The organism is Microcoleus sp. LEGE 07076, from assembly GCF_015207455.1.
GTDB lineage: Bacteria > Cyanobacteriota > Cyanobacteriia > Cyanobacteriales > Microcoleaceae > Microcoleus.
The window spans coordinates 1-5,736 of sequence record NZ_JADEWV010000293.1 but is presented as its reverse complement, the minus strand read 5'-3'; the positions used below and the strand labels follow the sequence as shown (position 1 = coordinate 5,736).

At 47.5% G+C, this 5,736-nt stretch carries 6 protein-coding genes; 4 read left to right on the top strand and 2 right to left on the bottom strand.

The window, feature by feature from the left end; genetic code table 11:
* Positions 1–161: 161 nt before the first annotated feature.
* Positions 162–485: a DUF1825 family protein gene (locus tag IQ270_RS27490; protein ID WP_006632589.1), complete on the top strand. Its 324-nt coding sequence runs from the start codon at positions 162–164 to the stop codon at positions 483–485.
* A 104-nt stretch (positions 486–589) separates the two neighbouring features.
* Here IQ270_RS27490 and IQ270_RS27485 read toward each other — a convergent pair whose 3' ends face one another.
* Positions 590–2,509 (bottom strand): penicillin-binding protein 1A, encoded by a 1,920-nt coding sequence (locus IQ270_RS27485; RefSeq protein ID WP_193976323.1) that lies wholly within the window; start codon positions 2,507–2,509, stop codon positions 590–592.
* A gap of 323 nt (positions 2,510–2,832) precedes the next feature.
* Between IQ270_RS27485 and tyrS the strand changes: the two genes are divergently transcribed.
* Genes tyrS through IQ270_RS27470 form a run of 3 tightly spaced genes read left to right on the top strand, consistent with a single transcriptional unit; the run spans position 2,833 to position 5,398 of the window.
* Positions 2,833–4,044, top strand: coding sequence for a tyrosine--tRNA ligase (tyrS, locus tag IQ270_RS27480; RefSeq protein ID WP_228056753.1), 1,212 nt, complete (start codon positions 2,833–2,835; stop codon positions 4,042–4,044).
* A 43-nt stretch (positions 4,045–4,087) separates the two neighbouring features.
* Positions 4,088–4,798, top strand: a complete 711-nt coding sequence (gene pyrF, locus IQ270_RS27475) for an orotidine-5'-phosphate decarboxylase (RefSeq protein ID WP_193976324.1) — start codon at positions 4,088–4,090, stop codon at positions 4,796–4,798.
* 6 nt (positions 4,799–4,804) lie between these two features.
* Positions 4,805–5,398: a hypothetical protein gene (locus IQ270_RS27470; RefSeq protein WP_193976321.1), complete on the top strand. Its 594-nt coding sequence runs from the start codon at positions 4,805–4,807 to the stop codon at positions 5,396–5,398.
* 74 nt (positions 5,399–5,472) lie between these two features.
* On the opposite strand, the gene IQ270_RS27465 is transcribed toward IQ270_RS27470, so the two are convergent.
* Positions 5,473–5,736, bottom strand: a 264-nt coding sequence (locus IQ270_RS27465; RefSeq protein ID WP_305076231.1) for a uracil-DNA glycosylase family protein, incomplete at its 5' end; no start/stop codon positions are given.

Genomic DNA, 5,736 nt, shown 5'->3' with positions numbered 1-5,736 from the left:
CCCACTCTCCCACTCTCCCCCGTCTGCTGTACGGAAATTGCTACTAATTCTTACGTCTTCAAGGGTAGAGACTTCCTCCTGCAACTGATAAAATAATGTAATAAGCAGCGAGACTTCCCGCTTAGATGAAAATTAGTTCAATATAAAAAATTAGGAAAGCTATGGGATTTTTTGATTCAGAAATTGTTCAGCAAGAAGCCAAGCTGTTGTTTGAAGATTATCAATCTCTCATCAAACTAGGTGGCAATTACGGCAAATTCGATCGCGAAGGCAAGAAAATGTTCATCGCTCAGATGGAATCAATGATGGAGCGCTACCGGATTTTTATGAAGCGCTTCGAGCTGTCTGAGGATTTCATGGCTCAGATGACTGTAGAGCAGTTAAAAACACAGCTCAATCAATTTGGGATTACGCCCCAGCAGATGTTTGAGCAAATGAACTCTACGCTGGAGCGGATGAAATCTGAGCTGGAAAAACAATCATAGGAAGAAGGAAGAAGGAAGAATGCTTATAGACCTAGTTTTTGACTCATGTTCAACTGCCAACTGCTTTCCTGTCAACTGCTTTCCTGTCAACTGCCAACTAATAGTTAAGGCCGCTCAAAAGCTGAAGCAGGTTTGAAATTTTCTGCGGGTACGCCTTGCAAAGCTTGGCTCATAAAATCGCGCCAAACAGGGGCAACAATCCCACCGCCAGTAGCACCGTAGCTCATGGGCGTGTAATTGTCGTTACCCATCCAGACAGCAACGGACAACTGAGGGACGTAACCCACAAACCAGATATCGCGTTCTGAGGAAGTTGTACCAGTTTTCCCTGCAGCAGGCCGCCCGAGTTGGGCCGCCCTTGCCGTTCCGCTGTTAATTACTCCTTGGAGGGCGCTGTTGACTGATGCTGCGGCCCAGGCGTTGAGAACTGGTTTTGGTTTGGGTGTATTGTCGAGCAAGACGTTGCCGCTGCTGTCGGTTACTTGCACGATAAATGTGGTGTCAGAATGCCAGCCGTTATTGGCGAAGGTAGCAAAAGCTCCGGCCATTTCTAAAGGAGTTAAGTCAACGGCACCTAGTGGCAAAGAAATCACGGGTTCCATCGGACTTCTGATGCCGAGGGTGCGGCAAATCTCAATCACTTTGTTCAATCCGACTTCTTGGCCGAGCTTGACGGCGGGAATGTTGAGCGATACTTCCAAGGCTCTGCGGATGCTGACGGCCCCGGAGAAGCCGCCGCCGTAGTTTTGAGGGTAGTAGTAGCCGTCGCCGTCGCGGTAGCCGACAGGGGAGTCGTAGACAATTGAATCGGGGGTGTATTTGCCGCTCGCAAAGGCAGCGTAGTAGATGAAAGGCTTAAAAGAAGATCCGGGCTGGCGGCGTGCTTGAATGGCTCGGTTGAACTGACTCTTTTCGTAATCGACGCCGCCAACCATTGCTTTGACGAAGTGGGTGCGGGGATCGACGGCGGCTAGGGCAATTTGACCTTGCTCGCGATCATAAAAAAGTCCTTGGTAATAAAGTCGATCGTGCCACGCTTTGACGGTTTCTTCGGCTATGCGCTGCATTTTGAGGTCGATCGTGGTTTGAACGCGCATTCCTCCCTTGACGACGGCATCTCGCCCGAAACGCCTGGTCAGTTCCTGGACTACGGCTTGCGTGACGTAAGGAACTTGAGAGCCGCCAAAAGAGGTAATTTTGCCGAGCCTAATTTTTTGGGTGCGGGCGGTATCTGCTTGGGCCGAAGTAATCCATTTGAGTTCTTTCATCCGGTTTAAAACGATTTCCTGCCGCTCTTTTGCCAACTTGTAATTGATGAAAGGACTGTATTCTTCCGGAGCAGAAATTAAGCCGGCCAGCATCGCTGCTTCTGAAAGAGTCAAATTATTTGCTGACTTGTTGAAATAGCTTCGAGAGGCTGTCTCTACGCCGTACAAGTTGTGACCTAAGTAGATTTGATTCAGGTATAGTTGCAGAATTTGGTCTTTGTTGAGAATTTGCTCCAAGCGGATAGACATTACCGCTTCAGCTACTTTGCGACTAAATTTTGACTGGGGTGAGAGAAACAGGTTCTTGACTAGCTGCATAGTCATAGTCGAGCCGCCTTCAACGGTTCTACCTTTCTCTAGGTTGGCTTTCAGGGCTCTGGCTATCCCGCCGGGGTTGATGCCTTTGTGGGTGAAGAAATTGCTATCTTCGATCGCCAGAACGGCCCGTTTCAGGTTCGGGGAGATTTGGTTGAGGGGTACGACATCTCGGTTGGCTTCGTCGTGGATGCTAGCTAAGGGCTTGCCGCTGATGTCATAAATGTGGGTAGTTTCTGTAGGAGAGTAGGTTTGCAAGATCCGAACATCTGGCAAATTGCGGAAACTGATCGCTAAGCCAACCAGTCCGCCAGCCACAACGGAACTGGCAAGCATTGTGATGCTGAGTATGGTTCCGGCGGTCACTTTACTGACTGACTGAACAAACTCGAATACAGGGGCTGAGTTTTCCGTATGTTTGCGAACTGCGTTGGTTGACACGTGGATTTCACTTCCTCACTCAATTTGGGGCTTAAGACTTTTAATTTTAGATGCGAACTCTGGAGGCTGTCAGTCGATTTTAGATTTTAGATTTTAGATTTACTTGCTGATGAATTTGGGAGTTTGAACTTGAGTCTAAAATTTGGGGTTCGCCGCGACTGTTGTCGGGGACACGGTAGGTGTTTTTGGGCGGGGTCAGCCAATAAAAGCAGGGTCGCTTTGGGATTATGGTAGCTTGATAAGTGTGTTTGTATGTGTGAATCAGTGAGTTTAACTGATTCGGCTAAGACCCGCAAAATATTATGGTTTCCGATCGCTCCCCTATGATAACTCCTAACCTTTCAGCGCTTTACCGCGGCGTCAGCGAGATTTTTCCCGATCGACCTGATTCTACCAACCCTAACGAAAATTTAGCCGAATTGCTGGCAAAAGTCGATCGACCGTTGCGAGTCAAACTGGGAATTGACCCGACAGGGAGTGACATTCACCTGGGACACAGCATTTGCGTCCGCAAGCTGCGAGCTTTTCAGGATGCCGGTCACACAGCGGTACTGCTGATCGGAGATTTTACCGCAAGAATTGGCGATCCGACAGGGAAATCTCAAGTTCGATCGCAGTTGACAGAGGAACAAGTGGCGGAAAATGCCAAGACTTACTTGCACCAAGTGCGTCCGATTCTCGATTTTGACACGCCCGGACGCTTGGAAATTCGCTATAACTCCGAGTGGTTGTCCAAATTGGACTTGGCGAAGATTTTGGAACTGCTAGGCACGATGACGGTGCAGCAGATGCTCGCTAAAGAGGGATTTGATAACAGGATGCAGCAGGAAAATGCGATTTACCTGCACGAGTTTCTGTACCCGCTGATGCAAGGTTACGATTCAGTCGCTTTGGAAGCGGATGTGGAGTTAGGGGGAACTGACCAAAAGTTTAATATTGCCGTGGGTAGAGATTTGCAGCGGCATTTTGGGATGAAACCGCAGTTTGGTTTGCTGATGCCGATTTTGCTGGGGACTGACGGGGTGCAGAAGATGTCGAAGTCGTTGCATAATTATGTTGGTTTGTCTGAAGACCCGCTGACGATGTATTCTAAGTTGGAGAAAATTGCCGATAGTTCGATCGCCCAGTATTTTGAGCTATTGACAGATTTGCCACTTAATGAATTGCCAGAAAATCCGCGCGAAAAACAGAAACTTTTGGCTGTGAATGTTGTGAGTCAGTATCGGGGGAAGGAAGCGGGCGATCGCGCCCAACAAGATGCAATTACTCTGAGCGAAGGCGATACTGGACAAGCTGGTGCTGTAGCGGAGTTCTCTTTGGCAAGCGTGCAGTTTCCAGCTAAGTTGTTTTATATCCTGAGTGCTAGCGGGCTTTGCAAGAGCAGCGGTGAGGCGCGGAAGTTGATGCAGGGCGGTGGAGTAAAGTTGGAGGGCGACAAGGTTTCTGATGTTAACCTTACCTTTGAATCACCTGCTGAATTATCCGGTAAGGTTTTGCAAGTTGGGAAGAATAAATTTGTGCGATTGGTGTCTTGAATTTCTTGTTTAACCGCAGATGAATACTGAAGATGAACGCGCTATGAACGCTGATAATCGAATTATTGTAGCTTTGGATGTTTCGAGTTTAGAAAGTGCGATCGCCCTGATTGACAAACTCCCTGATGTATCTTTCTGGAAAGTGGGTTTGGAACTGTTTGTGAGTTCCGGGCCGGGGATTTTGTCAATTTTAAAACAGCGGGAAAAACGGATTTTTCTCGATTTGAAGTTTCACGACATCCCCAATACTGTAGCTGGTGCTTGTCGGGCTGCTGCTAAGTACAATGTGGATTTATTGACAATTCATTCTACTTGCGGTAAGGATGCTTTGAAAGCGGCACAGTCAGCTTTAGTAGAAGGGGCGGCCGCAGTCGATAAACGGATTCCTAAATTGATTGCAATTACACTGTTGACGAGTTTGAATTCGCGACAGTTGGCTTTTGACTTAAAAATACCTTTGGAATTGCCAGAATATGCTTTGCACATGGCATTGTTAGCTAAGGAAACAGGTTTAGCCGGTGCTGTTTGTTCTCCGCAAGAAGTCGAACAGTTAAGAATGAGTTGCGGGGATGATTTTCTGTTAGTTTGTCCCGGTGTGCGTCCGAAATGGGCCGATGGGGGCGATCAAAGGCGATCGATGACTCCAAAAGCGGCTTTGAAAGCTGGTGCGGATTATCTGGTGATTGGGCGGCCAATTACTGCTTCCGACGATCCGGCGGCGGCTTTTGCGCGCATTTGTGAAGAGATTGGATAAACACAGATGATCGCAGATCAAATCCCATCAGCATTGATCTGTGTTTATCTGCTAACATCTGCGGTTGCAAGTCCGAGTTTGGCGGTTAATGTTGCGACAAATTATGCTAAGAGTATAAGTGCAAGGGGGAATGGTTTGTTAGGGCGATCGCCCTGTCCGGCAGATTTAGAAGCTTTAGTCGATCGCCTGTTGCAAGATTTGCCGAGTTATGCTAACCGTGTAATTGTACGATCGCACTTTTCTCCTAACAAAAACACACCGTCCGGTTACTTGTCCCGTCAAATAATTGTAGCAGGTCGCCCGGAGTTTCAACCGCTACCTTTAAATTTTGAAGATGCGCTTCCTGAAAATACCAATCAAGCTTTTATTACTACTTTAGAAACGCAGTATCTGGGGGGAAAGCGAGTCGAAATTCAGCAATATCACTGGCTGTTTTTAGCTAAAACCCCGAAGGGTTGGGAATTAGTAAAAATTGTTTCTCGGTTTGGTACGGCGGCGGATGTTAGCCTGTTGTTAGGTCAAGATAGCGAGAAAAACGCAATTGCTGAGGCTATTCGTTTGTGGTTGCGCGATTGTCATGCAAAGGGGGCGGGTTTATGAGATTGTGGGTAAATATCAGAGATTGTTGGTGAAACCCGCCCAGACAAAGCCCAAACAAAAATTCATTACAATTGCTATTTTAATTCATCCAATTTAGCCTTAATAGCCTGCATATCTTGCCACATAAACCATTTCGGAGTCTCCGGTTCGCGGGAGGGGTTTCGCAGCAAGTACGAGGGGTGAAAAATTGGCATACATAGCCGTCCTTCCCATTCAATCCATTGACCTCGGATTTTACTAATTGGCCGCTTGTCGCTTAGCAAACCTTTCAGGGCTGTTGCACCGGTTAATAAAATGATTTTTGGGTCTAAAATGCGAATTTGTTCGAGCAAGTACGG

What these genes read in the sequence shown, in the direction of transcription:
- pyrF (WP_193976324.1), top strand. Translation starts at nt 4,088, where the DNA reads ATGAACGCTGATAATCGAATTATTGTAGCTTTGGATGTTTCGAGTTTA.
- IQ270_RS27470 (WP_193976321.1), top strand. Translation starts at nt 4,805, where the DNA reads ATGATCGCAGATCAAATCCCATCAGCATTGATCTGTGTTTATCTGCTA.
- IQ270_RS27490 (WP_006632589.1), top strand. Translation starts at nt 162, where the DNA reads ATGGGATTTTTTGATTCAGAAATTGTTCAGCAAGAAGCCAAGCTGTTG.
- tyrS (WP_228056753.1), top strand. Translation starts at nt 2,833, where the DNA reads ATGATAACTCCTAACCTTTCAGCGCTTTACCGCGGCGTCAGCGAGATT.